At 48.0% G+C, this 25,892-nt stretch carries 32 protein-coding genes and 5 tRNA genes; 36 read left to right on the top strand and 1 reads right to left on the bottom strand.

Going from position 1 to position 25,892, the window contains the following annotated elements; genetic code table 11:
• Window positions 1–117 precede the first annotated feature (117 nt).
• The 28 genes from OSQ85_RS08870 (at window position 118) to OSQ85_RS08735 (ending at window position 21,303) form a co-directional block, all read left to right on the top strand.
• The gene (locus OSQ85_RS08870) at window positions 118–336 is read left to right on the top strand and encodes a DUF6148 family protein (protein ID WP_265822532.1); all 219 of its coding nucleotides are present in this window, start codon (window positions 118–120) and stop codon (window positions 334–336) included.
• On the top strand, window positions 333–1,859 hold the full coding sequence (locus tag OSQ85_RS08865) for a phage portal protein (RefSeq protein ID WP_265822531.1): 1,527 nt from the start codon (window positions 333–335) through the stop codon (window positions 1,857–1,859). Before OSQ85_RS08870 ends, OSQ85_RS08865 begins: the two co-directional genes overlap by 4 nt.
• Window positions 1,856–3,082: a S49 family peptidase gene (locus OSQ85_RS08860; RefSeq protein WP_265822530.1), complete on the top strand. Its 1,227-nt coding sequence runs from the start codon at window positions 1,856–1,858 to the stop codon at window positions 3,080–3,082. Before OSQ85_RS08865 ends, OSQ85_RS08860 begins: the two co-directional genes overlap by 4 nt.
• Entirely contained in the window at window positions 3,079–3,420 is a 342-nt protein-coding gene (locus tag OSQ85_RS08855) for a head decoration protein (RefSeq protein WP_265822529.1), read from the top strand. The genes OSQ85_RS08860 and OSQ85_RS08855 overlap by 4 nt, the downstream gene beginning before the upstream one ends.
• Window positions 3,420–4,451, top strand: coding sequence for a major capsid protein (locus tag OSQ85_RS08850; protein ID WP_265822527.1), 1,032 nt, complete (start codon window positions 3,420–3,422; stop codon window positions 4,449–4,451). The genes OSQ85_RS08855 and OSQ85_RS08850 overlap by 1 nt, the downstream gene beginning before the upstream one ends.
• Window positions 4,451–4,780, top strand: a complete 330-nt coding sequence (locus OSQ85_RS08845) for a HeH/LEM domain-containing protein (RefSeq protein ID WP_265822525.1) — start codon at window positions 4,451–4,453, stop codon at window positions 4,778–4,780. The genes OSQ85_RS08850 and OSQ85_RS08845 overlap by 1 nt, the downstream gene beginning before the upstream one ends.
• A gap of 149 nt (window positions 4,781–4,929) precedes the next feature.
• Window positions 4,930–5,175: a hypothetical protein gene (locus tag OSQ85_RS08840; protein WP_265822523.1), complete on the top strand. Its 246-nt coding sequence runs from the start codon at window positions 4,930–4,932 to the stop codon at window positions 5,173–5,175.
• The gene (locus OSQ85_RS08835; RefSeq protein WP_265822521.1) at window positions 5,162–5,566 is read left to right on the top strand and encodes a DUF5675 family protein; all 405 of its coding nucleotides are present in this window, start codon (window positions 5,162–5,164) and stop codon (window positions 5,564–5,566) included. Before OSQ85_RS08840 ends, OSQ85_RS08835 begins: the two co-directional genes overlap by 14 nt.
• Window positions 5,566–5,904 carry a hypothetical protein gene (locus tag OSQ85_RS08830; protein ID WP_265822519.1) on the top strand — a complete coding sequence of 113 codons (339 nt, stop codon included), beginning with the start codon at window positions 5,566–5,568 and terminating at the stop codon, window positions 5,902–5,904. Before OSQ85_RS08835 ends, OSQ85_RS08830 begins: the two co-directional genes overlap by 1 nt.
• Entirely contained in the window at window positions 5,885–6,484 is a 600-nt protein-coding gene (locus tag OSQ85_RS08825) for a hypothetical protein (RefSeq protein ID WP_265822517.1), read from the top strand. The genes OSQ85_RS08830 and OSQ85_RS08825 overlap by 20 nt, the downstream gene beginning before the upstream one ends.
• Entirely contained in the window at window positions 6,481–6,807 is a 327-nt protein-coding gene (locus OSQ85_RS08820; protein WP_265822516.1) for a hypothetical protein, read from the top strand. The genes OSQ85_RS08825 and OSQ85_RS08820 overlap by 4 nt, the downstream gene beginning before the upstream one ends.
• Window position 6,808: 1 nt before the next feature.
• Window positions 6,809–7,435, top strand: coding sequence for a hypothetical protein (locus OSQ85_RS08815; protein WP_265822514.1), 627 nt, complete (start codon window positions 6,809–6,811; stop codon window positions 7,433–7,435).
• Complete coding sequence (locus tag OSQ85_RS08810; RefSeq protein ID WP_265822513.1) at window positions 7,432–7,926, top strand: hypothetical protein; 495 nt, start codon at window positions 7,432–7,434, stop codon at window positions 7,924–7,926. Before OSQ85_RS08815 ends, OSQ85_RS08810 begins: the two co-directional genes overlap by 4 nt.
• Window positions 7,913–8,194, top strand: coding sequence for a hypothetical protein (locus tag OSQ85_RS08805; RefSeq protein WP_265822511.1), 282 nt, complete (start codon window positions 7,913–7,915; stop codon window positions 8,192–8,194). The genes OSQ85_RS08810 and OSQ85_RS08805 overlap by 14 nt, the downstream gene beginning before the upstream one ends.
• Window positions 8,191–9,624 carry a phage tail sheath family protein gene (locus OSQ85_RS08800; protein WP_265822510.1) on the top strand — a complete coding sequence of 478 codons (1,434 nt, stop codon included), beginning with the start codon at window positions 8,191–8,193 and terminating at the stop codon, window positions 9,622–9,624. Before OSQ85_RS08805 ends, OSQ85_RS08800 begins: the two co-directional genes overlap by 4 nt.
• Before the next feature lie 11 nt (window positions 9,625–9,635).
• The gene (locus tag OSQ85_RS08795; RefSeq protein WP_265822508.1) at window positions 9,636–10,139 is read left to right on the top strand and encodes a phage major tail tube protein; all 504 of its coding nucleotides are present in this window, start codon (window positions 9,636–9,638) and stop codon (window positions 10,137–10,139) included.
• 3 nt (window positions 10,140–10,142) lie between these two features.
• On the top strand, window positions 10,143–10,535 hold the full coding sequence (locus OSQ85_RS08790; protein ID WP_265822506.1) for a phage tail assembly protein: 393 nt from the start codon (window positions 10,143–10,145) through the stop codon (window positions 10,533–10,535).
• 274 nt (window positions 10,536–10,809) lie between these two features.
• Entirely contained in the window at window positions 10,810–13,491 is a 2,682-nt protein-coding gene (locus OSQ85_RS08785) for a phage tail tape measure protein (RefSeq protein WP_265822504.1), read from the top strand.
• Complete coding sequence (locus OSQ85_RS08780; RefSeq protein ID WP_265822502.1) at window positions 13,484–13,693, top strand: tail protein X; 210 nt, start codon at window positions 13,484–13,486, stop codon at window positions 13,691–13,693. The genes OSQ85_RS08785 and OSQ85_RS08780 overlap by 8 nt, the downstream gene beginning before the upstream one ends.
• Complete coding sequence (locus tag OSQ85_RS08775) at window positions 13,690–14,694, top strand: phage late control D family protein (protein WP_265822500.1); 1,005 nt, start codon at window positions 13,690–13,692, stop codon at window positions 14,692–14,694. The genes OSQ85_RS08780 and OSQ85_RS08775 overlap by 4 nt, the downstream gene beginning before the upstream one ends.
• A 1-nt stretch (window position 14,695) precedes the next feature.
• Complete coding sequence (locus tag OSQ85_RS08770; protein ID WP_265822499.1) at window positions 14,696–15,361, top strand: phage baseplate assembly protein V; 666 nt, start codon at window positions 14,696–14,698, stop codon at window positions 15,359–15,361.
• Complete coding sequence (locus tag OSQ85_RS08765) at window positions 15,358–15,840, top strand: phage tail protein (RefSeq protein ID WP_265822498.1); 483 nt, start codon at window positions 15,358–15,360, stop codon at window positions 15,838–15,840. Before OSQ85_RS08770 ends, OSQ85_RS08765 begins: the two co-directional genes overlap by 4 nt.
• Complete coding sequence (locus tag OSQ85_RS08760) at window positions 15,837–16,124, top strand: GPW/gp25 family protein (RefSeq protein ID WP_265822497.1); 288 nt, start codon at window positions 15,837–15,839, stop codon at window positions 16,122–16,124. Before OSQ85_RS08765 ends, OSQ85_RS08760 begins: the two co-directional genes overlap by 4 nt.
• 4 nt (window positions 16,125–16,128) lie before the next feature.
• Window positions 16,129–17,247, top strand: coding sequence for a baseplate assembly protein (locus OSQ85_RS08755; RefSeq protein WP_265822496.1), 1,119 nt, complete (start codon window positions 16,129–16,131; stop codon window positions 17,245–17,247).
• Window positions 17,240–17,818 carry a phage tail protein I gene (locus tag OSQ85_RS08750; protein WP_265822494.1) on the top strand — a complete coding sequence of 193 codons (579 nt, stop codon included), beginning with the start codon at window positions 17,240–17,242 and terminating at the stop codon, window positions 17,816–17,818. The genes OSQ85_RS08755 and OSQ85_RS08750 overlap by 8 nt, the downstream gene beginning before the upstream one ends.
• Window positions 17,819–17,822: 4 nt before the next feature.
• Window positions 17,823–19,805: a phage tail-collar fiber domain-containing protein gene (locus tag OSQ85_RS08745; protein WP_265822492.1), complete on the top strand. Its 1,983-nt coding sequence runs from the start codon at window positions 17,823–17,825 to the stop codon at window positions 19,803–19,805.
• Between the two features lie 9 nt (window positions 19,806–19,814).
• Window positions 19,815–20,207 carry a tail fiber assembly protein gene (locus OSQ85_RS08740; protein ID WP_265822491.1) on the top strand — a complete coding sequence of 131 codons (393 nt, stop codon included), beginning with the start codon at window positions 19,815–19,817 and terminating at the stop codon, window positions 20,205–20,207.
• Window positions 20,208–20,487: 280 nt separating this feature from the next.
• Window positions 20,488–21,303 (top strand): DNA adenine methylase, encoded by an 816-nt coding sequence (locus tag OSQ85_RS08735; RefSeq protein ID WP_265822489.1) that lies wholly within the window; start codon window positions 20,488–20,490, stop codon window positions 21,301–21,303.
• An 81-nt stretch (window positions 21,304–21,384) separates the two neighbouring features.
• Here OSQ85_RS08735 and OSQ85_RS08730 read toward each other — a convergent pair.
• Window positions 21,385–21,467, bottom strand: a tRNA-Leu gene (locus OSQ85_RS08730).
• Between the two features lie 304 nt (window positions 21,468–21,771).
• Between OSQ85_RS08730 and OSQ85_RS14070 the strand changes: the two genes are divergently transcribed.
• From OSQ85_RS14070 to OSQ85_RS08690, 8 genes are all read left to right on the top strand, one after another.
• A complete protein-coding gene (locus OSQ85_RS14070; RefSeq protein WP_322874097.1) occupies window positions 21,772–22,269 on the top strand; it encodes a type IV pilin protein in 498 nt (165 codons plus the stop codon).
• Window positions 22,270–22,551: 282 nt separating this feature from the next.
• On the top strand, window positions 22,552–23,400 hold the full coding sequence (locus OSQ85_RS08720; protein ID WP_265822488.1) for an ABC transporter ATP-binding protein: 849 nt from the start codon (window positions 22,552–22,554) through the stop codon (window positions 23,398–23,400).
• Window positions 23,397–24,185 carry an ABC transporter permease gene (locus tag OSQ85_RS08715; protein ID WP_265822486.1) on the top strand — a complete coding sequence of 263 codons (789 nt, stop codon included), beginning with the start codon at window positions 23,397–23,399 and terminating at the stop codon, window positions 24,183–24,185. Before OSQ85_RS08720 ends, OSQ85_RS08715 begins: the two co-directional genes overlap by 4 nt.
• Window positions 24,182–25,024, top strand: a complete 843-nt coding sequence (locus OSQ85_RS08710) for a tetratricopeptide repeat protein (protein WP_265822484.1) — start codon at window positions 24,182–24,184, stop codon at window positions 25,022–25,024. Before OSQ85_RS08715 ends, OSQ85_RS08710 begins: the two co-directional genes overlap by 4 nt.
• Window positions 25,025–25,305: 281 nt before the next feature.
• A tRNA-Thr gene (locus OSQ85_RS08705) sits at window positions 25,306–25,378 on the top strand.
• 122 nt (window positions 25,379–25,500) lie between these two features.
• Window positions 25,501–25,583, top strand: a tRNA-Tyr gene (locus OSQ85_RS08700).
• A gap of 24 nt (window positions 25,584–25,607) precedes the next feature.
• Window positions 25,608–25,681: transfer RNA gene (locus OSQ85_RS08695), tRNA-Gly, on the top strand.
• 62 nt (window positions 25,682–25,743) lie between these two features.
• Window positions 25,744–25,817, top strand: a tRNA-Thr gene (locus OSQ85_RS08690).
• The last annotated feature ends 75 nt before the right edge of the window (window positions 25,818–25,892 follow it).

The following is a 25,892-nucleotide window of genomic DNA, read 5'->3' as shown; positions in this document are numbered from 1 at the left end:
ATCTTTATAAATCTTTATACATTTTTATACATATTTATACAGCATTCCAATGTTTATACAGCATTATTAGACTGATTCCGTTTCATGGTCTAACGTTCCCTTAAATGGAGGGGACAAATGGCAGGAATCACCCTTGACACAGCAAAGGCGCACCTTGAACACTGGCTCGAAGCTGATAAAGCTGTGGCCACAGGGCAGAGTTACACAATAGGCAGCCGCGCTCTAACCCGCGCCGATGCCGCTGAAATCCGCTCCAATATCGACTACTGGGAACGCAAAGTCAAAACCCTCTCCCGCGGAGGCGGGTTCCGCAGGGTTCAGGTGGTTCCGCTGTGAAACCCTATCCCGCAATAACCGAAAACCTTATAGATAAAGCAATCCGCTTCGTGGCCCCTGTGGCTGCGCAGAAGCGCATGGCAGCCCGTATCAGACTGGGCATGTATGACGCATTCAGCGGCGCATCAGACAAACCCGCCCTCAAGTCATGGCGCGCCTCCCGCGGCGATGCCGACTCCGATATAAACTCCGCCCTCTCTGTCCTGCGGCCCCGTTCGCGGGATCTCGCCAGAAACACCCTTCTCGGCAGAGGCATAATCCGCACATGCCGTGATAATGTTGTCGGCAGCGGGCTTTATCTCGATGCGCGCATTGACCGTGATGTGCTCGGCATGAGTGACGCTGAGGCCGAGAAGTGGGAGGCAAACACCGAACGCGAGTTTGAACTCTTCGCCGACAGTACAGAGTGCGACATTGAGCGCTGTCTCAATTTTTACGGACTTCAGGAACTGGCGTTTACCTCCGCGCTGATAAACGGCGAATCGTTCGGCGTGCTTACGCATATAAAAGACCGCAACAGCCCTTACAAGCTCGTTGTCAACCTCATCGAGGCGGACAGGTGCTCTAACCCCGACAACAAGTTCGATACAGAGCAGCTCACGTCAGGTATCGAAAAGGACGAAAACGGAGCCCCTGTTAAATACCATTTCTCATCATTCCACCCCGGTTCCCTGCGCTATTTTGCTCAGAAAAAAGAATGGTACGAAGTCCCCGCATATAACTCTCTCGGTCTCCGCAACGTGATACACCTGTTTGAAAAAGAGAGAGTCGGGCAAACAAGAGGAATCCCATATCTGACACCTGTAATTGAAGCTCTGCGCCAGCTGGAGCAGTACACAAACGCCGAGCTCATGGCAGCGGTAATCAGCGGCATGTACACCGTTTTCCTCAAAGACGAAGACTATGACGATATTGACGATCTCGAAAATCCGGACGGCAAAAAAGAGGACGCAGTTTCTGAAACGAAAATGAGTGCCGGAACTATGGTTCATCTCGGCAAAGGTAAAACAATAGAAAACCCCATCCCCGGCAGACCCAACAGTGGTTTTGATCCGTTTTTCAATGCGATTGTAAAGCAGATAGGAGCCTCCCTCGGTGTACCTTTTGAAATCATGCTCAAAATATTCCAGAGCAGCTATTCCGCCAGTCAGGCCGCAATGCACGAAGCATGGCGCTTTTTCAAACACCGCCGCATGTGGCTCGCCACATATTTCATACAGCCGATTTATGAACGCTGGTTATGGGAAGCAGTAGCACTCGGCCGCATTTCCGCGCCGGGCTTTTTTGCTGATCCGCTCCGCAGAAAGGCTTATCTCGGTGCTGAATGGGTAGGCCCCGCGAAAGGCATGATTGATGAAATGAAACAGATTAATGCAGCTAAAACCCGTATCGAAACCGGAATAACAACCCTCAAAGAGGAAACGATTAACTTGACTGGCGGAGACTACAAAAAGAACCTCAGACAAAGAGGAGAGGAGCTTAAACAGATGGAACAATACGGCCTCAGAGGCGGTGAGATATGAATATTTTAACAGCACTTTTAGACACGCAGTGGATGATGTCGTCTGCGAAGCTTGAGCAGATGTACGAGATAATATCCGCTCATAAAGACGGCAAAATAGAGGCCGTCCGGATGAAGGACGGGGAACCGCTTAAAAACACACGCAAAGCCACGGTAAGGGGTAATGTAGCGATAATCCCCATCACAGGCATTATTTTCAGATATGCCAACCTCTTTACGCATATTTGCGGAGCTACAGCCGTTTCCGATGTTGCCAAAGATCTGAACGCCGCTCTCGAAAACGACGAGGTGACATCAATCATTCTCGAAATCAATTCGCCCGGCGGAGAAGTAGCGGGGATTGACGAGCTTGCGGAAGCCATCTACGCCGCCAGAGCAGTGAAGCCCATCAAAGCATACGCAGGGGCAACCTGCGCCAGTGCGGCATATTACATCGCCGCCGCCGCGGATGAAATCATAGTAAACGACATGGCAGAGCTCGGTTCTATCGGCGTTGTGGCAACGATCTGCAAAGGCTGCTCAGAAAACGTAATCGAAATCGTATCATCAAAATCCCCTAACAAACGCCCCGATGCCGAAACCCCTGAAGGCCGCGCGCAGATACTCAGAAACATAGACAAGATGGCGGATGTTTTTATAAGCAAGGTCGCAAAATTCCGCGGCATGACCCCTGAGGAAATCATCAGCGCAGGAGACCACGGCGGACTCAGAATCGGCACGGATGCTGTTGCTCATAAACTCGCCGACAAGACAGGAAGTCTCGAATCACTCATAAACGAATTAACGGAGGATAACTCAATGCAGACAAAAGACGGAACCGCCCTCACTGCAACAAAGGGCTCTGTTTCCGCTGAGAACCCCGAAAACGCCGCTCTCACAGCAGAAACAGTAAAAGCAAACCACCCTGATATAGCCGCCGCTCTCATCGCAGAAGGCAGAGAAGCCGAGACAAAAAGAATACAGTCAGTCGAAGCGGCTCTCGTGCCCGGCGCAGAAGAGCTTATCCAGAAACTCAAATTCGACGGCAAAACAACAGGGGAACAGGCATCAATGCAGGTGCTCCAGCAGCTTAAAAAAGACGGAGCGTCTATTCTCGGCAAACTCGAAACCGAGTCCCCCGTCGTCATCCCTGCGGATGAAAAACCCACCGCAGAAAAAGCTCAGGCAACTCTCGCGGCGAGCTTAGCAGAGAAAATGAAATCGAAAATGGAGAACAAAAAATGAGCCAGTTCATACCCGACAACCTGATAGCCGGAACATTCCCGCGCCAGACAGCAGGTATAGTCCTTGCTTCCGGCTCTGCTCTCAAGCGCGGCGCGCTCCTTGGCAAAGACACAGACGGCAAGTTCAAACTGTCCCTCGCCGCCGCGGAAGACGGTTCGGAAGACCCCGTAGCCATCCTCGCAGAGGATGTCGACGCAACCGCGGGCGATAAGGTCACAATCGCATACACCACTGGCGAGTTCGCGTCAGACGAGCTCACCTACGGCCCAGGGCACACGGCAGAAAGCGTAAAAGACGCTCTGCATATCCGCTCAATATTTATCAAGGAGATGTTTTAATGAGCCTCGACATATTTGACATAAGGACCCTGAACCTCGCAGTCCAGGAAGCGCCCGCGCCGAAAACCTTTCTTATCAATAGGTTTTTCAGAACAACGGCTCCGCTGGATACAACATCAGTTGATATAGACATCAAAAAACGCGGCAAGTCAAAGCTTGCTCCGTTCGTAAGCCCCATGAGCAACGGCATACCGATGCGTAAGTCCGGCTTTGAAACAACAAACGTAAAGCCCGCGTACATACATCTCCAGACTCCTTTTGATGTGACGGAACTGAACAACCGCATCGCCGGAGAGTCTCCGTATTCCCGCGCTCTGTCACCGTCTGAGCGGCTTGCGGAAAAGGTTGCAGACGCACTCGTGGAGAAAAGAAACAGCATCGCCGCCAGAGTTGAATATATGGCTGCTCAGGCCATCGTAGAGGGCAAAACGGTCATAAAAGGTGAGGGCGTAGACAGAGAGATAGACTATCAGAGAGACGCTGATCTCTCTGTAGAACTGACACTCGGCGACAGATGGAGTCAGTCCGGCTCAAAGCCCATTTCAGACCTCAGGGCGTGGTTCAAGCAGCTTGCAATGGAAGGCTACAAGCCCGACACTGTGATTTTCGGCGATAACGCCATGTCGGCCTTTCTCGCTAATACAGAAGTTAAGGAATACTTTCAGGCGCTGGGCTACAACGTAGCCGCACTTAAGCCCGAACGCGATGATAATCTCGGCGTTGTCAAGTTCGCCGCCCCTGCGGAGTTCGCGACTTTCTTCACTTACGGCGAGTATTACCTCGATGAGGACACGTCAGAAATAACTCCGCTCATTCCCGAAGACAGCGTGATCGTTGCCGACTCCAAGGCTGACAACCGTTTCTACCACGGCGCAATTGCGAACATGAAAGCGGGCGGACTTGTAGCAATGAGCGAGTTTGTATGGTCAAAAGACGATGAGAACGGCAAAGGAACGGAAGTTCACATCGAAAGCTCACCTCTTCCTGCTCTGCTCCACCCCAACAGTGTGCTTGTCGCGAAGGTGCTGTGATGAAAAAAGTCATTACTCTCAAACGCATAAAATATAAAGGCGAGTTCATCCCCGCAGGGAAAACGCTTGAACTCTCCGATGGTGACGCGGCAGCATTCGCGAAAGCAGGGCTTGTCAGCGCAAACGCCGCCGCAGTGGCCGAGGCAGAGGTAAAAGAGCTTGACCCGTCAATGACCATTGAAGAACTCATCGCGGCAATAGGCACAATGACCGTTAAGGAGATCAAAGAGTACCTTGAGCAGCTTGATGTGAGCTACGAACCGAAAGCGAAGAAAGAAGATCTCGTCCGCCTTTTGGCAGAGAGCTATAAAGAATCCGCCGCCGACTGACACCCGGCTTTCCCCCTAGTCTCCTGCCCTCCTGACGGCAGGAGACACCGGAGAAGGCCGTTACCTCCTTTCTCCTGCAACCGTACCTTGGGCTTTGGCTCAGCCCCCTCTCCGGAGGGGGTACTGCTAAGAATCAAGAGGGGATGAAAATGGAAAATATTGCTTTGTTACTGAGCATCCTGGTTGCTCTGATTACCATCGGCGGGGTGCTGTTCAGAATAGCCAGCGGTGTAGCGAGCATAAAAATTTCGGTGCTTGAACTGGATAAAAGCGTAACAGCGACATACGCGACAAAAGAAGACCTGAAAGACCATGCAGACAAAACCCGCGAAGACATACGCGGTCTGCACAAACGCATAGACAGTATTAAAGGAGGAAGGCATGAAAACAGTTGAAATCCAGAGACTTGAACAGACAGATACTCATACGCTCGGTGTGCTTATGATAGACGGCATCGTTACGGCTATGACGCTTGAAGACCCTGACAACGGTAACCAGCGCAATATAAGCTGCATCCCCGCGGGTGAGTATGAAGCAGTAAGACATACAAGTCCCAAATTCGGCGAAACATTTCATGTTCAGAATGTGCCGGGCAGAAGTGAGATTATCTTCCACGCCGGAAACACACACAATGATACCCGCGGGTGCATTCTGCTCGGAGCAAGACCGTCATACAATGCAAAAGGTGAGCGTTTCATCAGTGACAGCCGCATTGCAATGTCAAGCTTTCTGGAACGCCTCAAAGGCGAAAACAGAATCAAAGTGATCATCAGAGGGGCGGAATAATGAAACTCTTTGAATATGTATCACTGAATCTGCTTGTGATGGTTCTGTTTCTCAATTTTGCCGTGCAGATAGTAAAAACCAAGTTCATCAAGGATGATGCCGCCCTCATTGCGGATCTTGAGTTCTGGGTGTTCTGGACGGGGCTTGCTTTTTACTTCGCTCTGTTTTTCCTCGGCTTTTTCAATTTTTCACTCCTTGAGTGTTTTCTCGCCCCGATTCTCAGCCTGTTTCTGTACAAGGTGAAATTTTATAAATGGATCATAGACACAGTCACAGCCGCGATGAACGCGGCATCAGCAAAAATAGTGGAGCTTATCAATGCTTACCGTAAAAGCTAAAATCATAGCCTTTTTTGCCGCGCTCGGTGCGGTTCTGTTTGCTGTCTGGACCCTGTTTCAGAAAGGCAAAAAGGCAGGGTACGAAACAGCGAAGAACGAGCAGACCGAAAAGGATCTGTCTCACGCTGCGGCCGAGCTCAGCAAAAACGAAGAGGCAAAAGACCTCTTCACTCATCATGCTTCTGAAATGCGTGAAGAACTCAAGAAGCATGAAGAAACAGAAAAAGCCAGGAAGGAAGAAGCGCAGTCAACAAGCTTTTTTGACATCGGCAAATGGGCAGTCATAGTCGTTTGTTTCCTCGCTCTCGCATCATGCACGGCAAAACATGTAACGGTTTATAAAACCACTGTGCCCTATTTCCCTCAGCAGGAAATTTTTAGCCGGCCGCAGTACAAGGGGGAGCCCGTCTCTTTCGCAGACAACGGCACACAGTGCTTCGACAAAGCTTCTTTCACCCGCATAGCAGACTTTATCGAAGAACTCAAAACGGCAGTACGGAAATACGAAACTCAGGCCGCAATGACGAACGAATATGTCAGCACCCTGCGGGAGATCTACCAGACCGGAGGCGATGAATGAGCAAGTTCAGAGAGCAGCTTGAAAAGGATCTGGGCGTTTTTGTCGGCGCTGGCGAATTCGGGGAGACTGTCAACTGGAACGGAGCAGAGATTGACGGCGTTTTAGAAAGTGTTGACGAGAGTTCCGGAGACAAATTCGCCGCCATGCAGATCAATGGACTTGTTACACGGCGCAAAAAGCTTTTTGCCGCGGTATCTCAGTTCGATGAAGCCCCAGTTACGGGACTTTATGTTGAAGTTAACAGCGAGCATTATCAGATTGAGAACGCCGTGAACGATTGCGGTCTGTATGAAATAGATCTCGTGCTCGCTGAGGGCAGATAATATGAACAGACGTGAAAGGCCTCTGCATATCACTATAAATTCAGACGGTGTGCATGAAATCGCAGGGCTGATTTCATCTTTCCCAGAGCGTGTCAAGTCGTCGGCTGTGCGGGCAATAAACCGCACCCTTGACGGAGTACAGTCTGATATTGTTAAAGAAGTCCCTGAAAACTGGAATGTCAGCAAAGATCGTGTTATGCAAGCCCTCAGTGTCCGTCGCGCCGCCTTAGGCGACACCACGCCTTCTGGCGAGCTCTCAGTAGGCAAAAAAGGGCGCGCCCGGCGCATCCCTCTTTACGAGTTTTCGCCGGATCCTCTTACAGTAACAAATCCCCGCCCTTCTGTCGGGGTCTCTGTCGAAGTCCGCCGCGGCAAACGTTACAAGATAGCGGGTTCTTTCATTGCCGACACCCCTGTCCGCGGGTTGAATATCTATAAGCGTCAAAACAGCCGTCAAGGTTTATCCCCTGACGGCAGAGAACGCATTTACAAACTTGTCGGGCTTAGTGTCAGACAAATGATAACTCCTGATATGCAGGCGCGCATTGAAGCAAACAGCCGTGAGCGCTTTGTAAAGCGTTTTACCCACGAAATGACCGAAGGTTTTAAACACGGGGGTAAAAAATGACAACGGCTATATTACTTCGCTCCCTCGTGTCGCTTTTTCAGAGCAGCTTTGAAGAATACAGGCTCTTTTTCGCCGCAAAGAAAGACAGTTCTGACGTTGTTCTGCCTCATGTTTTTATTGGCAGCCTACCGCCGGAGTACAAAGACGATGACTGGCCTCACGTGATGTTCGAACTTCCGAAAGGAATTAAAGACGATGAGGAACTGGCTACAATCCCCCTTACAATACACATCGGCGTGACGGCAGACACCGACAACGAAGGCATTGATGCGCCGACATACGAAATTCTCCGTTTGCTGGACATGGTGCGGATGATACTGCTCCAAAACCGCATTGTCGGTGAAAGTTATCGTCTGAAGCTCCCTGTATCGAGCGGAATCGACAGAACAAGAGGTGCTCTGAAATATGCTATCGGCGCTGTCAGTGTTGAATATGAAACGGGCTCACCCGCCCCAATAATTCTGGAAGGTACTGAAAATGGCTACAAATGAAAAACTGTCAAAAACAAAAAAGGAACACCCTGCGGCTGAGAAAAAACAAGCGGTTTGTGTGTATGTCGGCCCGTCAGTAAACGGGCTCAACAGCGGAACCGTTTTCAAAAACGGTCTGACCGAAACGGCAGAAAAAATCATAAAAAAAGACCCGCTTTACAAGCTGCTTTTCCCCGTTGTTTCGGATCTTGCATCGGTAAGAAGAGAGATAAAGGACGGCGGGCTGAGAAAGGACATTTATAACAAGCTCAAAGGAGATAAAATATGAGTCTCATGCACGGTATAAACGTAAGAGAAGAGGCAACCAGCGTAATCTCAATGCGCACTGTTGACTCGGCAATCCCCGTTGTTGTGGGCACGGCTCCGATCAATATGGGCAATCTGAGTAACGTGAACAATCCCGTAATCTGCCATACTCTGGCCGGTGCAGTAACCGAACTCGGTTATGTTGATGATTTCAGCGCAGGTTTTTCACTGTGCGAAGCTATTTACAGCCAGTTTCAGCTTTACGGCATAGCTCCCGTTATTTTTATAAACGTACTCAATCCCGCGGAGCATAAAACTGACGTTGCAGCATCTGTTAAAACTTTTGCATCTAACAAGATCACACTTGAATACGGTGTGCTGTCCTCGACAGTTGTTGTCAAAAGTGAAGACGGTGAAACGACATATACTGTCAACACCGACTATGCTCTGAGTTTCGACAAAGACGGTAAAACGGTTATAAATAAGCTCGGAGAAGCTATCACAGACAGCGTAAGCGTGTCCTATACCAAGCTTGACCCTTCGCTCGTCACGGCTGAGGACATTATCGGCGGTATAGACGTAAACACAGGCAAGAAAACAGGTCTTGAATTAATAAGTGAGATTTTTCCGCGGTTCCGTGTAGTACCGGGGCTTCTTATAGCTCCCGGATGGTCTCATGATGTTTCTGTTGCCTCCGTCCTCGCGGCAAAAAGCGAGAAAATAAACGGACTCTTCAGAGCTATGAGCATAGCCGACATACAGGCCGAATCAGTTGAAAAATACTCAGATATTCCGGCGTTTAAGCAGCAGAACAGCCTCGTGGACGAAGACATGGTTCTCACCTGGCCGAAGCTTAAAAACGGTTCAAAAGAGTTCTTCCAGTCAACGCACCTTGCGGGTCTCATCAGCGAAGTCGATGCAAATAACGGCGGGATCCCGTATGAATCCCCTTCAAACAAAAATTATAAGATAACCGGCTCTGTGTATAATGGGGAAGAAGTATATCTCGGTCTTGAAGAAGCTGATTATCTCAACCGTAACGGCATAGTCACATCGTTGAACTGGTCGAACGGGTGGACATCGTGGGGCAACCGCACGGCGGCTTTCCCTGATATTACGGATGTGAAAGACAACTTTATCCCCATTCGCCGGATGTTCAACTGGATTCAGAATACGTTCATCCTTACTTACTGGCAGAAAATAGATTTTCCCATAAAAAAACGAAACCTCAAAATGATCGCAGACAGCGGCACATTCTGGCTGAACGGTCTCACAAGCCGGGAGTTTATCCTTGGCGGACGTTTCGAATTCAGGGAAGCAGACAACCCCTTGACGGATCTTATGAACGGGATTGTTCGCTTTAGGGTTTTTGTAACTCCTCCGTCTCCCATGGAGCAGCTTGAGTTCATTCTGGAGTACGACCTCACATACGTATCAACCCTGTTCGGTTAAGGAGGTAATTTATGAAAGTTATAGGCGCAAAAGTATGGAAAGACGGCAAAGAGCACGCTGTTGCTGATGTTACGCTCCCCTCTCTGGAAGCAATGAGCGACACAATAAAAGGCGGCGGCATCGCCGGGGAAATGGATGTCCCGGTAATAGGCCAGTTCGGTGAAATCGAAATGGAGTGCACATGGCGCTCAACAACAAAAGAGGCATACGACCTTATGAAACCGGGGCCGCATGAGCTTGAGGTAAGAGGAGCTCTTCAGGAACTGGATAAGAACAGCGGAAAGTGGAAAGTCATCGCTGTGCGGGTTTTTGTCAGAGCAACTCCCAAAAAACTCGAAGGCGGTAAGCTCGAAACTGCCGCAAGCATGGACATACCTCAGGCATTCAGCCTGAGCTATATGAAAACCGAGCTCGATGGTGAGGAAATGGTTGAGCTTGATAAGCTGAACTATATATACAAAGTGCGCGGCGAGGATGTTCTCGCTGATGTGCGTAAAGCGATGGGGATGGAATAGGCTATGGGCAAGGCAAAAGAACAGGAAAAGGAAGCATTGAATCTTCAAGGGATAGATATAGGCCTTCTGATAGAAAAAGCTCTGGAAATGGAGCGCGAGGGAATAGTCGACGGGCGCTTCGCGAAGGCAAAAAATGTGAAAATAACTCTGAATCATCCTTTTAATCTCGGCGAAAAGGAAGTAACTGAACTCATACTGCGCCGCCCCACCAATGCGGACAAACTGGAAATGGAGAAAAAGGACACGGAGGATCTCGGTTATGATCATCACTACATGGCAAAGCTCACAGGCTTAACCCCTGCGGAATATCTCAATGTTGATCTTGACGATCACAAGGAGGTGCTTGCTGTTTACAAGAATTTTTTCTCCTCTCATCCGAGGACATTAAGCAGTTAGCGATGGGATTGGCGGTTAACACATCAACATCTCTTGATGTGTACCTGAAAATGGATGACTTAGACCTTTATGAATGGGCGGAAGAGTTTATACGTCTTTCAAAAAGAAGTAAGCGTCAGTAAAGAGCCGGACAATCTTATACATGCCAAGCCAAATAATAACAGATAAAAAAGGTATGCCGTAAAGCCTGCCCTCTGCGGAGAGGGTAGGCATAAGGCTTAAAAGAAGACCGCACCCGACTGTTAGTAAAAATGAAACAAAAACGGAAAGTGATATGGAAAAAACCAGTGCTTTATCTTTTATCATCGGTGCAGCCCTCGGTTCAGGTTTTGCAACTACAATAGAATCGGCAAAAGGAAAAGTCAAGGGGCTGCAGTCACGCTTTGAGGAACTCTCTTCTACAAAAGATAAAATTTCATCATTAAGTAATATTGAAGCGGATCTGAATAATACTCAAAGCGCGCTCACTGCCGCTCAGTCAAGAGTGAGCACGTTTTCAGCATCATTCAGCACTGCTGAGCGGCGTATTTCACCTGCGCTTAACGCAGCAAAAGAACGTGTGCGTTCACTGGCTGCGGAGCTTGACAATACAGCCGAACCTACATCGGCAATGATAAAGGAATTCACAAAAGCCCAGAACGAAGTAACACGGCTGAATAAAGTTCTTGAAGCAGAGGAAAAGGTTCTTCGTAAAGCCGAAAACGAAGTAAAAAACCTTTCAGACTCGTATAATAGACAAAAAAGAGTCTTAAGCGAAACGCGGGAAGAACTGCGCAAAGCTAATGTAGATGTTAATAAACTGGCGAGTGAAGAAGCGCGTCTTACAGCTATCCTCGAAAAGCGTAAAAAGCGCTACGAATACAGTGTACGCGTTGATGAAGCCCGCGACGCGAACAGGCAGTCTAGGGATTCTCTCAAACAAGATTTAATTGGTAACGTAGCTAAATTCGCGCTCCTTGCGGGTACTGCGAATTCAGCCCGCGAAATAGAAAAAGCAAAAGGCGAAGTAGCATCACTCGGTGTTTCCGAAAGCGGGCTTACAGCTATAGCAAAAGAAGCTATCTCTTTCACAAACCAGTTTTCAGGAACGTCTGCTCCTGATTTCATCCGTGCCAGTTATGACATTAAGTCAGGTATATCAAGCCTCAGCGATGAAGGTGTTGCTAAATTCACAAGTTTGTCAGCCATGACAGCAAAAGCAACAAAGTCATCCACAGGAACGATGACAGGTCTTTTCGCAACCGGTTACGGTATTTACCGCCAGCAATTTGAGAAATTCGGGAAAAATACAATAAAAGGATGGGACACCCTTTCTGCGGAAGAACGTGATACTAAATTCGGCGAATATTTCAGTGCGGGCATATCTTCTGCTGTTCAGCAGTTTAAAACAGACGGTAATCAGATGTCAGCGGCTCTGTCCGCACTCGGTGCAGCGGCAACATCCGCCGGTTATTCCATGAACGACCAGCTTGCGGTTCTCGGCATTCTTCAGACAACGATGGGCGGTTCAGAAGCGGCCACAAAATTCAGAGCGTTTATATCAAAGGCCGCCGGAGCCGGGGACACTCTCGGCATGTCATTTACCGATGCGAACGATCAGTTGCTTCCTGTACCCGAAATACTGAAAAAGATGAAAGAACGTTATGGCGATACACTTGATGCTATAGAGAAACAGGAAATCACAAAGGCATTCGGCACGGAAGAGGCAGTTGCCATGATCGATTTGCTTTACAAAGACGTTAAAGGTCTTGAAACAGCCTCAGACAGCCTCGCGGTGAGTATGGGGCAGGGAGCCGCCGCAACGGAAAAAATGGCACGGGCAGCGGAAAGGGGTAACGAGGTTGAGCTTTTCAAGCAGCGGATTTCAAATCTGGCATCAACAATCGGGCAACTTTTTCTCCCGATTATCAACGGAACATTGGATGTAGTCGGTTCATTCATGACCGTAATCGTAACTGCAACAGAAAAATTTCCGATATTGACAACGGTGATAGTAGGCGCTGTTGCGGGTTTGATGGCTTTTACAACGGCTATTTATGCCGCTAGGCTTGCGGGTAATTATATCGCAGGGGGGTATCTCGCCTTTGCTAAAGTGTTGGCTCTTATCGGCATTCGGCTGCCTATAAACCGCAAAGAGTTTGTCGCACTGATCAGGGTTATGAACATTGCAAACATGAGAGCAAAAGCTCTTGCAATATCATCCAGCATAGCAACAGCGGCAACCAAGGCGTGGGCATTCGCAACACGAATGCTGAATCTGGCATTTATCTCAACACCGATCGGTTGGATAGTACTCGGCATAGCTGCTATAGCTGCCGGGGCATATCTGCTTATAAAAAACTGGGATTCTGTAAAAACATTTTTCTCAGGTTTCTGGGCATGGTTCGGCAGTGCATTTTCCGCAGGGTGGGATATGCTTAGAAACGGTATTACTGGGGTCGTTGATTTTTATAAAAACATATGGATGAGTATTTTTAATTTTCTGAGCAGTTTCAGCCTTTTTGAATCAGGCTTCCGTCTTATTTCAACTCTGGGCGAGGGTATAAAATCCGCTGCGTTTGCCCCGATAGAGGCAGTAAAAGGCGTTTTGGGCAAGGTGCGGGATTTTCTCCCGTTTTCTGATGCGAAGGAAGGGCCGCTGTCAACTCTTACGCTTTCCGGCTCACGTATACCTTCCACCCTTGCCGAAGGTGTCCGCAGGGCCGACCCTGAACTTGTCAACGCTGTAAAAAATACAGCAGGAAAAGCATCAGCAGCACTGGGAGATTCCGCTCAGACTGGCGGGGGCGCGGGAGGGGCGTTCAAAGGCGGCGGAATCAATATAACAATTCACATGACAGTAACCGGCAATGCCGATCCCGCTCAGGCATCGGAATACGGAGAAACTCTCGGACAGAAAATAAAAGAAACTCTTGAGAGGCTGGGGAATGACGGTGACAGGGTGAGTTATGCGTAAGACAATATCTATACAAGGCGACCTGTGGGACACCATATCCCTGCGGGAACTCGGTGAAGAAAGGTTTATGTCCGCCCTGCTCGAAGTAAACCCTGCCATAGCTCATATTGTGGTCTTTTCCGGCGGAACAGAAGTAAACATCCCTGAGCTTGAAGTTCTGCCGTCAACGCCGATTTTGCCTCCCTGGAAGGTGAATCAGTGAGACGTGCAATACTCAAACTCAGCTATGAAGGTGTTGCTATTTCCGCGGATATAGCACCTATGCTTAAATCGTTCAGCTACACAGATAATGCCGCCGGAAAAGCAGATGATATATCACTCACTCTGCACGATAAAAATGGACTTTGGCGGGGAGACTGGTTCCCTGATAAAGGAGCCAAGGTCACCGCTGGGCTCTTATGTGAAAAATGGCTCAACGGGAAAGATATATCGCTGAATTTCGGCACTTTTACTATTGATGAGATTTCGGCGAACTCCGGCGATACTTTTACTATTAAAGGTGTTTCTGCATTTATCACAAAAGCTTTCCGCAACGAGGCCAAAACCAGAGGTTTTGAGAAAATGACTCTGAAAGCAGTTGCAGAGAAATTTGCTTCTGAAAACGGTTTTTCTCTCATTTTTGACTCTGATACAGATCCGGTTATGGAAAGACTTGATCAGCGCAACGAATCTGACCTCGCATTTCTTGACCGCCTCTGCAAGAGCAAGGGAATGAACCTCAAAGTTGCGGATACTCAGGTGATTATATACAGCGGCGCAAATTACGGCGCTAAAAACGCATCTTTCGTAATAACACCGTCAAACCCCACAAAATCATGGAGCTTTGCTAGCAAAGCTCATGATACTTACAAGTCTTGCCTTGTAACTTATTATGACCCGAAAAAGAAAAAAAATATTAAATACGAATATATCCCCCCTAATGCCCCTAAAGTTGGGCAGACTCTTAAAATAAACACAAAAGTCGAATCAGTGGCAGAGGCCGAAGCAAGGGCAAAAGCAGAACTCAGGCTTAAAAACAGCAACGAGGTTTCAGGAAGTGTCACGCTTGTCGGTTCCCCCTCCGCCGCGGCCGGGATAAATGTCTCGGTCAGCGGTTTCGGACGTTTTGACGGGAAATACGGTATTGACACCGCAACACACACAATCGACGGCTCAGGGGGCTACACTACGTCTCTGAGTCTTAAAACAGCGCTGGAGTATTGATATGGATAAAACAACCGCAGAGCTTCTCTCACGTATCGTGCGGGTAGGTAAAGTTGTTGAGCAGAATCCCACGCTCTGTGCGGTAAGAGTTGAGCTTGAGGACGCAGACTCCACTGTTTCGGCAGTGCTGCGTATTCTTGTTAATAAAGCACAGGACGATAAAGCCTTCTGGATGCCGGATCTCGGTGAACAGGTTCTCTGTTTGTTTCTGCCAAACGGTGTTGAGTATGGCTTCGTTCTCGGATCATTTTATTCAGACGATGACACCCCTTCGGTAAGCTCAAACGATAAATGGCATGTGAGGTTTAAAGACGGAACTGAAATAGAATATGACCGTGAAAAACACATTCTTTCTGCTGATGTGAAGGGGCAGGCAAATATCAAGGCATCTGAGACTATCACGGTCGAAGCAGTCGGAGACGTGATGGTAAAGAGCGCATCAAAAGTTACTATAGATGCGCCGGAAACTATCGTAACTCAAAAGCTCACTGTAGAGGGGCTGCTTGAGTATAAAGCAGGTCTTAAGGGTTCAGGCGGCGGGGCATTTTCCGCAGAGATAACAGGGGCGCTCAAGGCCTCTACAATCGACTCAGAGTCCACAAGCCTTGATACTCACGTCCACGGCGGAGTCGCATCAGGTTCTGAAACATCTGGAGGCCCTCAATGAGTCTCGGCAGTTTCGGCTCTATCGTTTTTGAAGTGAGCTCATCCGCTGTGCGCACTTTTGATAATCTTTCGCGCGAACTCAGCGCTAAGTTCGTTGAGCATGATGTGCTCAACAGCAAGCCTGTTTTACAACACGTGGGCACGGCGCTTACAACAATATCGTTCACTATGTATTTTAATGCGTTTAACGGAGTCAATCCCGAAAAGGAGCTCGCAGCTCTTGAAGCAATCTTAAACACAGGTACAGAGCAGCCGCTGTTTATCGGCTCAAAGAATTTCGGCAAATTCGTTCTGGAAAAAATAAGCGAGTCAAGAAAGGTTGTCGGCGGAAAAGGGGAACTCCTCACAGCTGAAGCCGCAGTGACTCTTAAAGAGTATTATGCACCGATAGTAAAAACTGCAAAGAAAACACAGTCTAAGAAGACTGTGAAGAAACAGACGGAAGCCGAGTACGTTGATCTTTGGAGATATAAGAAATGAGCGACTCAAAAGCAAGTTACATCTCGTTTTTCCCCGAAGACGCAGAAGAGATTATCCAGAATATTAAAACGATTTTAGGCACAGTAAAAGGGTCAGTGCCTCTGAATCGCAGCTTCGGCTTAACAGCCGTATACCTCGATCTGCCGACTCCGAAAGGCATGGCGTTAATGCGTCATGAAATAATAGAAGAACTGGCGCTATGGGAACCCCGCGCAGCAGTAAGCGAAATCACATTCACGGCTGATGAGAACGGTCGTGTATATCCGCATGTGAAATTCAGGTGATAAAATGGACTTAAATTCACTGCCTCAAATCAGCTTTTTTACTACAGATGTCGCAGAAATAGAGCGGCAGTTAATATCAGACTTTGAAACTCTCAGCGGCAAAACTCTCTATCCCGGCGATCCCGTTCGCTTGTTTCTGTCAGGGTTGGCCTATGTTCAGGCTCTTCAATATTTTCTTGCGGAAACAGCCCTGAAGCAAAACTTTCTTGCATATTCAAAAGAGGGGAATCTAGAGCATCTCGGCGCACTGCTTGATGTTGAGCGTATTCCGGCATCGGGGGCAACTGTAGATGTGCAGTTTTCCCGTGTCATCGGCTCAACAGGCGCTGTTTTCATCCCCGCGGGCACAAGAGTCAGCCCTGACGGTCAGTTGTTTTTTGCAGTTAAGTCAGCGGGAACTGTCCTCTCCGGCACACCCCATGCTGTGCTGAAATGCGTATGCATACAGACCGGAACAGCGGGAAACGGCTACATGCCGGGGCAGATACAGACTCTCATAGACCCCATTGCGGGTATAGCCGGAGTCATAAACACATCAACAAGCTCCGGAGGGTATGAAACAGAATCAGATGATCGTCTCAGAGAGCGTATAAGAATAGCCCCGCAGAAATTCAGCACAGCGGGCCCGACAGGTGCATATCAATACTGGGCGGCAACAGCGCATGCGGATATTGTAGATGTTTCTGTAATTTCCCCCACCCCCGGCACTGTCGAGATTTACCCGCTCATGAGCGGCGGTAATCTGCCTTCGGGGGAAATCCTCTCTCTGGTTAACTCTGTTGTGAACGATTCTAAGCGCCGTCCCCTTACTGATAATGTCTCTGTTCTAGCTCCTGCGGCAGTAAATTATGATATTCAGCTTTCGTACTATATACACTCAAGCGCAAGCTCAGTCGGGGATTCAATTCAAACAGCCGTGAGCAAGGCCGTTGATGATTTTGTAATATGGCAAAAAAGCGCAATAGGCAGGGACTTAAACCCGTCAGAGCTTGTCAGACGCGTAATAAACGCCGGGGCTAAACGTGTGGTTATTACGCACCCTTCATACGCTGAAATAGACAAAACAAGCGTTGCCGTCGCGGAAAATATAAGCGTCACTTTTGCAGGGTACGAAGATGAGTAAGGAAATTTATGATTTCAGTCTTGCTGATCTTCTGCCCGGCAGTATAACCGGTGACGAGTCAATGAGCCTTATTATCAGTGCTCTTGACAGTCAAATCAGCGCATTTGTCCAAGAGATAAACAGACTCATGATTTATCCGTCAATCGATACTCAGCCTCACGATGTTTTAAACATTCTGGCGTGGCAATTCAATCTCACATCGTTCGATGGATGGAATACATCTATGCCCATTGAACAAAAACGCGAATTTATAAAAAATGCTCTGGAACTGCACAGATACAAAGGTACGAGATGGGCGGTTGAAAAGGCTCTCGAAATAATCGGACATAACACCGAGTTGTATGAATGGTTTGAATACAGCGGTGAGCCCTACCATTTCAGAGTTATAGTCGATTCCGAATCAGCCGTTCTCACTGCTGAAGAATTACAGAAGCTTACATCGTATATCAGCGCGTTCAAAAATATCAGATCTCACATGGACACAATCGAAGTCAATTCAGTTGTGAGCAGCCCGATATACATTGCGGCCGCTCTGTATGACGTGGACACTACTATAGTTTGGCCGGAGTGATAAAATGGCAGAATTTAAAACGATTTTAACGAATATCGGCTTAGAAAAAATGAATGAACTGGTCGCAAACGGCGGGCAGATCAATTTTACTCACTTCGCAGTGGGGGACTCAAACGGTGCGTACTACGAGCCGTCAGAGAGCCAGACGGCGCTGGAAAACGAAGTCTGGCGGACAGAGACTTTCAGCGTGACTATTCAGCCGAATAACCGTCAGCATATCAAATTCCGCGCGCGCATTCCGGAAAATGTCGGCGGATTCACCGTCAGAGAGGCCGCGGTGTTTGATGATGAGGGAGACCTGATCTACATCGCAAAATACCCTGAAAAGGCAAAGCCGCTGCTGGAGTCTGGCGCAACGTCGGCGCTGAATGTCACGATCATAGGCAAGCACTCAAACGCATCAGAAGCAGTCGTGGAAGTGCTGAACGTAAACGATGCAGACATTGACCCGCACAAAGTGAGAGCCGCCACAACTGCGCATATCACGCTTTCAGGGCTCCAGACTGTTGACGGCGTATCTCTCTCATCTGGAGACCGTGTTTTAGTCAAAAATCAGTCCACGGCATCATCAAACGGCATCTACACTGCGGCATCCGGCGCATGGGCGAGGGCGGTTGATTTTAATAACACTGATAATGTCCTTCCTGGCAGTTTGGTTTCGGTCGTTGAAGGCACGGCAAACGGCGGGTATCTTTTTCAGAACAACACACCCGGACCGATAACCATAGGTTCAACTGCTCTGAATTTTCATGCGTTTGAGCGCAAAGATAATCTTAAAGAAGGCGCGTACAGGGATGTTATTTCCGGCGTTACTGATATAGACCCGGCAAAACTGATTCCCAACGGGGCCTACGGGATCGGCCCTGCACCGCTTAATGTTAGTAATCTTAATATGTCGATGACGGCGGGCATCTGGTTTACATATGATTCATCCGCAACAAATAAGCCTTCGGAGGACGGCGGATGTGGCTTCATGCTGAAACGCTCTGATACAGTATCTATTCAAGTTGCATTCCCCGATGACGGCGGTATTTATTACCGTCCGCGGACAAGCGGCGTGTGGTCGAGCACATGGATCAGAGTCGCAGCTATTTCTGACATACCATCGATCCCCGCCGCGACAACGACAAACTCAGGAGTTGTAGAACTCGCAACTCAAGCGGAGGTGGAAGGCCGCACTGATGATGCGAGAGCAGTCACCCCAGCGTCACTTATGAATTTTTTACTGAAAGGCGACTACGGATTCGGTTCTGAAGCGATTGATTTATATGTAGGTGATTTGAACGAAATTACTGAAACGTCAATTGTTTGGGTAGGCAGCGCCGCAACTAATAAACCGGGGAGCGTTGGCGGTTATTGCATGACTTTCCGCCGTGCAACAACAAATCTCTTTCAGCTTTTCATAAATCAATCTGGCACAGAAGTTGTTTATAGAGTCAAAAACACAAGCTGGGGCAACTGGTCAGTTTTTTTTACTGCATCAAATCAGCTTACAATCGGCACTACCCCCGCCTCTGCACGTGCTGCGTTAGGATTAGGCACAGCGGCAACGGCAGGAGATGCAAGCACGACAGCAAAAGGTATTGTAGAGCTTGCAACAACAGCAGAATCCGCCGCGGGGGTAGATGCCGTGAGAGCAGTAACGCCCGCTGGGCTTGCAGCTTTTTTGTCAAACTGGCTAGCTGCGGACGAATGGCAAGCTTCGAAAACGACTAACGGTTATCAGAAGTTGCCGTCCGGGCTGATTTTTCAGTGGGGGACTGTCGGCGGAGCATCGGCGACAATATCATTTCCGATCGTGTTTCCGGTAGCGTGTGTATCATTGTCAATAACTCCGTTCAATAATTCAGCGTCAGGCGGAGGATCTGGCAGCGTCGAAACAGCGCAATATGGTTCTGTGTCATCTAGCGGTTTTTTTGTTACAAAAGTAGCTGCTGGTGGGGACGGGTATACCGGCGACATAAAATATATAGCTATCGGCTATTAAGAGGATTTTATGAAAAAAATATATTTTAAAAACGGGTTTTATCACTCTGATATTCATGAAACAATACCTGATGGCGCAATTGAGTTAACAGTTGAAGCGTGGGAGACTCTGCTTGCTGAACAGAGTGCCGGAAAGCATATTTTAGAGCGCGACGGCGAAATTATCGCTGTCGACCCGGCGGAACTGCTCACTGACGAAGAAAAGGCCGCACAGATAGCGGCGGCAGTTCGCGCTGAGCGTGATGCACTGCTCAGGGCTACAGACTATCTCATCATGCCGGACTATCCGCTTGATGAAGCCATCAGCGTCTCTGTGCGGGCATATAGACAGGCACTGAGGAATATAACACTCCAAACGGGCTTTCCGTTCGATATAGAGTGGCCGGCAATGCCGGAAATATAAAAAGGAGGACGCTATGACGTTAACGACCGGAATATTATTTTTTGTGGCTTTTATAGTTGGTGCGGCTGTTGGTTGGGGCGCTAAAACTCTCTGGATGTTAAAACAGATGTATTTTTAGCTACTGAAAAACGCTGAACTTGTAAAACAGTGGACAGCAGTCCACGGAGACAAGACCTCCATAGACATCGTGCGACAACACGATACAGACCGAGGTCTGTTACTGTCCGTTTTGTGCCCGATCAGGCAAGCGGTATGATAGCAGTCCTCTAATTTTTGTCAATTGAGGTGTGTTATTAAAGCACTTATAGGATGGCTCGGAGGGAAATCTAAGCTCGCCGACACAATCGTCAAGAAGATCCCGCCGCATACTTGCTACGTTGAAGTTTTCTGCGGCGGGGCTCATGTCTATTTCACTAAAGAACAATCCAGAGTTGAGACTATTAATGACATCAACAGCGATCTTGTCAATCTTTACAGGATCGCTCAATCTCATCTCGAAGAGTTCATCCGGCAGTTTAAATATATGCTCGTGAGCCGTGAACAGTTCGAAAAATACAGCATTACCCCTCCGGAGAGCCTCACGGACATTCAAAGAGCCGTTCGCTTTTATTATCTTATTAAAACAGCCTTTGGAGCAAAGCTGACAGGACAGAATTACGGATATTCCGTAACGAGTCCGCCTCGCCTGAATCTGTTGCGGATTGAAGAGGATCTCTCGGCTGCCCATCTTCGGCTTTCCCGCACAAATATCGAAAATCTGGCATATCAGCAGTGCATCTGTAAATACGATGGCTCAGATACCTTTTTTTATCTTGATCCGCCGTATTTCGGGTGCGAGGATGACTACGGCGCTGACATATTCTCCAGAGATGATTTCGGGGATCTCGCAAGGCTGTTGGCAGGGATAAAAGGCAAGTTCATTCTCAGTATCAATGATACGCCCGAAATAAGGGCTATTTTCGCAGATTTCCTGATTGAGGATGTTCGCACCACATACACAGTAGGGAACGAACACAAGGCCGTTTCCGAGCTCCTCATCATGAATTATGAACCGAAGGAGGAGTTGAGTATCGAAACATTTATGAGTGAAGTGTAACTGCGCAAGATGCGCTGAGTAAGTGTAATACGAGTGTAAAAAAAGAGCCCCTTTATATCTTAAAGGGGCTTAAACCATTGATGCCGAAAGGGGGACTCGAACCCCCACGGTGTTGCCACCGGCGGATTTTGAGTCCGCTGCGTCTACCATTCCGCCATTTCGGCTTGATATGAAGGATGCGTATTCTATGTTTGTCTTAAAAAACTGTCAAGGTTTTGATATTCCTTATTATTCATTTATTTATTATTTTTAAATAAACTTTACCCATAAATATTTTACAAAAAGCTGAATGCCTCAAAGCCCCTTGTATTCAGCCACTTAGCATGTTAAGGAACCTGTGTGTGAAAATTAACTTGCATAAAAACTTTTCTGTGGTTAATTTTATGGTACACTGTCTTTAGAAGTTGCTTTTTAAAAGCGAAATTTCATGCCGAAAAGATATTTTTTCTACTTCAGGAGGTATCCTTTATGATGAGGATCGAAAAAACTAAAAAAGGCTTTACTCTTATCGAGCTTCTGGTGGTTGTTGCAATCATCGGTATTCTTGCCGCTATCGCAATCCCCCAGTTTGCCAAATATCGTTCCAGAGCTTATAACTCAGCTGCTCAGTCAGACCTGAGAAACGTTCAGTCTTCTCTTGAGGGCTGGTTTGCCGACTATCAGGAATATCCTCAGGTTGCCCAGAACGGTGCTCCTGCTGCAACAAGCGGCGTATTGGATTTAACAGCTTCTACTGATGGTAATGGAGAAGCGGAAACAGTTACTCTCAGCGCATGGGTTGGACTCGCAAGTACAGGTGCTGATGATGGAACAGATTACAATGTTGTAACAAAGCACACAAACGGTGGTACCATTTGCTACGGCGCAACTAACACCGCCCCCACAATTCAGACAGGTGAAACAGGTCTTGAAGGAACTGCCGGCGTTGACGCGTGCAACCCCGCTGAAGAGGAAGAAGAGCCCTAGGAACAACTCAGTAGCTTAAAAAATCCAAGCCGATCGGTTTATCCGGTCGGCTTTTTTTGTGTTTAAACTTCCCCCTTTGCAAAGGGGGACCAGAGGGGGATTTCTTTGCGACTGTTTCCCAATTCGGTTTCTCAATGATGCACTGGAGATGAGCTGGAACAAAACAACCTTATTTGTCTTTTTAAATCCTCCCCAACACTCCTTTGCAAAGAAGCGAACTGTTGAACTGTTCTTTCCCACTTGTTTATTTCATCCTTATATTTAACATGCTATAATCCGCTTATGATTAAGATAGATTCCCTTGTAAAGCGCATAAAAAAGAAAACCGCAGTGGACTGCATAAGCTTTGAGGTGAAAAAGGGTGAGGTTTTTGCCCTTCTCGGACTGAACGGAGCGGGCAAGTCTACTACAATCAAAACCATTATGGGTTTTGTCCGCCCCACATCCGGAACTGTTAAGCTAAACAGCCGGAACATAGGCTACCTTCCGGAAAATCCGTATTATTATGATTATCTTACCCTGAAAGAGCTTCTGACCTTCTCGCTGGCTTCCTCCGGAATAAAAGACAATATTATGGAACGCATATCATCCATGGCAGAGAAAGTCGGCATGACTGAAAATCTCAATAAACAGCTCCGTACATTTTCCAAAGGCATGGTCCAGCGCTCCGGTATCGCTGCTGCGCTCATTCATGAACCTGATCTCGTTATATTTGATGAGCCCATGAGCGGGCTTGATCCGTTGGGGCGCAGGATGGTGTATGAGCTTATCACGAAGATGAAGGAGAAGGGGGCGACTGTGCTTTTCTGCTCCCACATATTGAGTGATGCCGAACGCCTCTGTGACACAGCAGCGATTATGAACAAAGGTAAAATCGTCCGAATGCTCACTAAGGAGGAACTTCTCCTCGCTTCTAAACAGGCTGAGGTTGTCTTTAATAAAAGCGAGGCCTTAAGATCTTCTCTGACAGGATTAAAAACTGTGGAATACGAAAACACGGTGGGAGTTCTCACTGATTCCGGAGAGATCGTGAGCTTCATGGAATCCATGAAAAACAAAGGATTCAGCGCAGTTACGGTGAAATCCGCAGATAACGCCCTTGAGCGTATTTTTGAGGAGGCGGTACGATGACGCAGGTATGCTTTATCACCTTCCTTGAGGGAGTGCGGAACAGAGTGCTGTATGCTATTGTTATTTTCTCGCTTATCATTATGTTTCTCAGCGCTGTATTCGCCCGCTTTTTCATGCAGGACTTAAGCAAAGTTATTGCTGATTTTAATCTGGGGGCAATGTCGCTGGCCGGACTGCTCATAAGTTTTTCCGTATCAGTCGGTCTGGTGGCAAAGGATCTGGACAGGCGCACGATATATTTTGTGCTGGGACGGAACATATCCCGCCGGAGATACATTTTCGGCAAGTTCGCAGGTCTGGCTCTGCTGCTGATTTCCGCTTACAGTATAATTTTCCTCCTCACCCACATTCCCATACTGCTTATGAAATCCGCCATGCCCGGATATTTCAAAGGCTTTTCGTGGAATGCTTACGCACTTGCCGCATTAGCGGATCTCGTGAAGTGTGTTTTTCTGAATGCGGTAATCATTTTTTTCAGTTCCTTCGTTACGACATCTTTCACTGTTTTGATATTCTCCGTCCTTATATATATAGCGGGGCAAAGCCTCGCTGAGGTGCTGACATACGCAGGCACATCCGAAGCTTATGCGGGCTTATCCGGTTTTCTGAATATTGTTAAATACATAGTACCAGACTTCTCATCGCTGGATTACAAAACTGTAGCCGCTAACGGAATAATGCCTCCCCTTGATATATACACAGGCTCGATCCTCTACGCACTGGTATATTCCGCCGTTCTTCTTGTTCTTGCGGGTATTATTTTCAGCCGCAGGGAGTTTCCGTGAGACTGTCCGTCGGTCTGCTGTGCCTTCTTATTCCACTGCATATCTGGCTCAGCGGAGCAGTGATTGCGCCGAAGGCTGATTTTGATGCGAGGTTCGAGCGCTCAGTGGCAGTCCCCGGACAGCTGATCCGTTTTACATCACTTGAGTTTAAGAGTCTCGCCGCAGACAACCGCCTGCTTTCAGCTATATTTTATGTCGGCAAAATGCTTGAGGACAGGGCGATAATCAAAGGGCAGGACTGGGACTGGTTTGAAACAACCGTGAATGCTTCCTCTGAACTTGATCCGTATTTCTATGATACATATTATTTTTCCGCACTGACCCTTGCATGGAGCGCAGGCAGGGCGGAAGAGGCTGTAAGGCTCCTTGAAAAGGGGATTTCGTACAGACCGGAAAGCCACAGGCTGCTGTATAATCTGGGGTTTATTTACTATTACTTCCTTAAGGACAGTGCGAAAGGTGCGGAGTATATTGCCCGTGCCGCAAAGCTAAAGGGCGCACCGTCCTTTTATGGAACGCTTGCCGCCAGACTGGCATACGATTCCGGCAGACATGAGGTCGCTGCTGCCTTTCTTCTGGATATGATGAACAGTACAGGGAACGAAAAGGTGCGTGCTTTGTATGAAAAGAGGCTTCTGGCGCTGCAAGGCGCTATTGAAATAGAGAAAGCGGTTAGGGAGTACGAGAGCAGGTATTCAGAGAAACCAGCCTCCTTGAATGAACTTGCGGAGAAGGGATTCATCGCCGCATTGCCTAAAGACCCTTACGGTGGGGAATACTATATGAAAGAGGACGGAAGGGTGTATTCCACCAGCGGTTTTGCGGAAAAAAGAGAGTAGCAGGGACAGTGTGATTTTTTTCTTCAAAAGCATAAAATAGTGGATTGACAAAGGTGAAAGGATATGCAATATTTTCCTTCCTGAAAGTGCAGAGCACAGGGGTAGATTTCTCAAGCCGCATCACTTGTTTCGGCTTGAAAGCCTGCCTGAAAAAGGGACGGAAAAATGTCAAAAAAATACTTGACAAGGAAGCCTCTCTTCTATATGCTCTCACTTCGCTAAAGGCGCTGGCAGACTGAATTGTCTGTTCGCGGCAGAAGTTTCCTGTTTTTGGATGAAATGCTGGTGTAGCTCAATCGGTAGAGCAACTGACTTGTAATCAGTAGGTTGTGGGTTCAATTCCTATCACCAGCTTCACTTGAAGAGCCGGGTGCCCCCCGGCTCTTATAAACGAGGCTTTTAGCAGTCGATTGCCTGTAGAGGCGGTCGGTTAAGCCGCTCCTTTGAGGGCGGCATAAATAAAAGTTAAATAAGAAGGGGAGATACCCAAGCGGCCAAAGGGGGCAGGCTGTAAACCTGTTGTCGTAAGACTTCGGAGGTTCGAATCCTCCTCTCCCCACTTCTTTTTTTTTATAAGCCATATGCGGGTGTAGCTCAGTTGGCTAGAGCATCAGCCTTCCAAGCTGAGGGTCACGGGTTCAAGTCCCGTTACCCGCTTTTTTCAAGTGCTTTCAAAGGCGGCGAAACCGTACCAGTTCGCCCCTTTTTTGCGTTTTTGCGCCCTCGTGGCTCAGTCGGTCAGAGCGCGTCCTTGGTAAGGACGAGGTCACCGGTTCAATTCCGGTCGAGGGCTTTTAAATTCAGGAGGAGACCCAGATGGCTAAAGCTAAGTTTGCTAGAACGAAGCCCCACGTCAACGTAGGAACAA

The sequence above is a fragment of the Geovibrio ferrireducens genome (assembly GCF_026226615.1).
Lineage (GTDB): Bacteria > Chrysiogenota > Deferribacteres > Deferribacterales > Geovibrionaceae > Geovibrio > Geovibrio ferrireducens.
The sequence above is the reverse complement of the archived record's forward strand: the minus strand, read 5'-3'. Positions and strand labels throughout refer to the sequence as shown.

Bases quoted from the DNA above. Each gene is read 5' to 3' on its own strand.
- OSQ85_RS08785 (WP_265822504.1), top strand. From the start codon at position 10,810: ATGGAAAAAACCAGTGCTTTATCTTTTATCATCGGTGCAGCCCTCGGT.
- OSQ85_RS08845 (WP_265822525.1), top strand. From the start codon at position 4,451: ATGAAAAAAGTCATTACTCTCAAACGCATAAAATATAAAGGCGAGTTC.
- OSQ85_RS08855 (WP_265822529.1), top strand. From the start codon at position 3,079: ATGAGCCAGTTCATACCCGACAACCTGATAGCCGGAACATTCCCGCGC.
- OSQ85_RS08830 (WP_265822519.1), top strand. From the start codon at position 5,566: ATGAAACTCTTTGAATATGTATCACTGAATCTGCTTGTGATGGTTCTG.
- OSQ85_RS08740 (WP_265822491.1), top strand. From the start codon at position 19,815: ATGAAAAAAATATATTTTAAAAACGGGTTTTATCACTCTGATATTCAT.
- OSQ85_RS08810 (WP_265822513.1), top strand. From the start codon at position 7,432: ATGACAACGGCTATATTACTTCGCTCCCTCGTGTCGCTTTTTCAGAGC.
- OSQ85_RS08835 (WP_265822521.1), top strand. From the start codon at position 5,162: ATGAAAACAGTTGAAATCCAGAGACTTGAACAGACAGATACTCATACG.
- OSQ85_RS08820 (WP_265822516.1), top strand. From the start codon at position 6,481: ATGAGCAAGTTCAGAGAGCAGCTTGAAAAGGATCTGGGCGTTTTTGTC.
- OSQ85_RS08780 (WP_265822502.1), top strand. From the start codon at position 13,484: ATGCGTAAGACAATATCTATACAAGGCGACCTGTGGGACACCATATCC.
- OSQ85_RS08850 (WP_265822527.1), top strand. From the start codon at position 3,420: ATGAGCCTCGACATATTTGACATAAGGACCCTGAACCTCGCAGTCCAG.
- OSQ85_RS08815 (WP_265822514.1), top strand. From the start codon at position 6,809: ATGAACAGACGTGAAAGGCCTCTGCATATCACTATAAATTCAGACGGT.
- OSQ85_RS08755 (WP_265822496.1), top strand. From the start codon at position 16,129: ATGGACTTAAATTCACTGCCTCAAATCAGCTTTTTTACTACAGATGTC.
- OSQ85_RS08800 (WP_265822510.1), top strand. From the start codon at position 8,191: ATGAGTCTCATGCACGGTATAAACGTAAGAGAAGAGGCAACCAGCGTA.
- OSQ85_RS08840 (WP_265822523.1), top strand. From the start codon at position 4,930: ATGGAAAATATTGCTTTGTTACTGAGCATCCTGGTTGCTCTGATTACC.
- OSQ85_RS08760 (WP_265822497.1), top strand. From the start codon at position 15,837: ATGAGCGACTCAAAAGCAAGTTACATCTCGTTTTTCCCCGAAGACGCA.
- OSQ85_RS08750 (WP_265822494.1), top strand. From the start codon at position 17,240: ATGAGTAAGGAAATTTATGATTTCAGTCTTGCTGATCTTCTGCCCGGC.
- OSQ85_RS08770 (WP_265822499.1), top strand. From the start codon at position 14,696: ATGGATAAAACAACCGCAGAGCTTCTCTCACGTATCGTGCGGGTAGGT.
- OSQ85_RS08765 (WP_265822498.1), top strand. From the start codon at position 15,358: ATGAGTCTCGGCAGTTTCGGCTCTATCGTTTTTGAAGTGAGCTCATCC.
- OSQ85_RS08745 (WP_265822492.1), top strand. From the start codon at position 17,823: ATGGCAGAATTTAAAACGATTTTAACGAATATCGGCTTAGAAAAAATG.
- OSQ85_RS08870 (WP_265822532.1), top strand. From the start codon at position 118: ATGGCAGGAATCACCCTTGACACAGCAAAGGCGCACCTTGAACACTGG.
- OSQ85_RS08805 (WP_265822511.1), top strand. From the start codon at position 7,913: ATGGCTACAAATGAAAAACTGTCAAAAACAAAAAAGGAACACCCTGCG.
- OSQ85_RS08720 (WP_265822488.1), top strand. From the start codon at position 22,552: ATGATTAAGATAGATTCCCTTGTAAAGCGCATAAAAAAGAAAACCGCA.
- OSQ85_RS08790 (WP_265822506.1), top strand. From the start codon at position 10,143: ATGGGCAAGGCAAAAGAACAGGAAAAGGAAGCATTGAATCTTCAAGGG.
- OSQ85_RS08715 (WP_265822486.1), top strand. From the start codon at position 23,397: ATGACGCAGGTATGCTTTATCACCTTCCTTGAGGGAGTGCGGAACAGA.
- OSQ85_RS08860 (WP_265822530.1), top strand. From the start codon at position 1,856: ATGAATATTTTAACAGCACTTTTAGACACGCAGTGGATGATGTCGTCT.
- OSQ85_RS14070 (WP_322874097.1), top strand. From the start codon at position 21,772: ATGATGAGGATCGAAAAAACTAAAAAAGGCTTTACTCTTATCGAGCTT.
- OSQ85_RS08795 (WP_265822508.1), top strand. From the start codon at position 9,636: ATGAAAGTTATAGGCGCAAAAGTATGGAAAGACGGCAAAGAGCACGCT.
- OSQ85_RS08825 (WP_265822517.1), top strand. From the start codon at position 5,885: ATGCTTACCGTAAAAGCTAAAATCATAGCCTTTTTTGCCGCGCTCGGT.